2 protein-coding genes are annotated in these 1091 nt (G+C 70.9%); both read right to left on the bottom strand.

Translation table 11 applies throughout. The annotated features are described in order from the left end of the window. A partial coding sequence (locus BJF77_RS00010; RefSeq protein ID WP_158041116.1) for an alcohol dehydrogenase catalytic domain-containing protein occupies positions 1 to 183 on the bottom strand: 183 nt, incomplete at its 3' end. A gap of 161 nt (positions 184 to 344) precedes the next feature. After that, positions 345 to 1091: alpha/beta hydrolase (locus tag BJF77_RS00005; RefSeq protein WP_139318350.1), on the bottom strand; the 747-nt coding region annotated here is incomplete at its 5' end.

Below are 1091 nucleotides of genomic sequence, written 5' to 3'. Positions count from 1 at the left end.
CTCGTGGCCCAGGATCGTGCCCTCGTGCATGCCGGCCATGGTGCCGCGGATGAAGTGAAGGTCGGTGCCGCAGATCGCGCTGCGCGTGATGCGCACGATCGCGTCGTTGGGGTCCTGGATCGAGGGGTCGGCCACGTTGTCGAGACGGATGTCACCCTCGCCGTGCCATACCAGTGCCTTCATGAGTCGTGCTCCTTCGTCGTCTTGGTTGAACTGCATCACGTGGGGTTGTGCCATCGGATGAGGTGATGCGGGCGGGCAACCGTGGGCCAGGGGATGTACCTGGCCTTTGGGCGCCCCGTGTTGAGAATCCCGGTGGCGGGGCCCCGGCCGGTGCCGGTGGCTCAGTCGGTGGTGGGGGTCGGGGTGGTGCTGTGGAGGGCCGTGGTGAAGTGGTCGGCGGCCTGCTGCTGGGCGGCCTCGGCCTTGTCGAGCACGGCGGAGGCGCCGAAGAACTCGTGCATCACGCCTGCGTAGTACGTCGACGTGGTGGGCACGCCGGCGGCCTCGAGGTTCGCCGCGAACTGTTGTCCCTGGCTGCGCAGGACGTCGCGCTCGTCGGTGATCACCAGGGTCGGGGGCATCAGCGCCAGGGACTGCCGGGGCCAGCTCAGCAGGTCGATGCGGGGGTCCTGCGCCGCCTCGGGGACGCCGGCGAAGGCGTGCATCGCCATCCAGGACAGCAGGGCGCGGTTGAGCGGGCGACCGTCGGCGGCGTCGACCATGGACTCCCCGAACTGCTCCGGGGTGGTCAGCGGGTACACGCACACCTGGGCGGCCGGGAGCGGCTCCCCGGCCTCGGCCAGCTGGCGGATGGTGGCCGGGGCCATGTTCCCGCCGACCGACTCACCGCCGATCGCCATGCGGGACGGGTCCCCGCCCATCTGCGCGGCGTTGGCCACGCTCCAGCGCCAGGCGGCGAGCACGTCGTCGTGGGAGGCGGGGAACACGGCCTCCGGGGCCCGCCGGTAGTCGGGGGAGACCACGATCGCGCCGGTCTTGTTGGTCAGCCCGCGGCAGGAGGCGTCGTAGGTGTCGATGTCGAAGAGCACCCAGCCGCCGCCGTGGATCCACATGATGATCGGCAGCGG

This window comes from Kocuria sp. CNJ-770 (assembly GCF_001942375.1).
In the GTDB taxonomy this organism is placed as follows: domain Bacteria; phylum Actinomycetota; class Actinomycetes; order Actinomycetales; family Micrococcaceae; genus Kocuria; species Kocuria oceani.
This window is presented reverse-complemented; position numbering and strand designations above follow the sequence as displayed.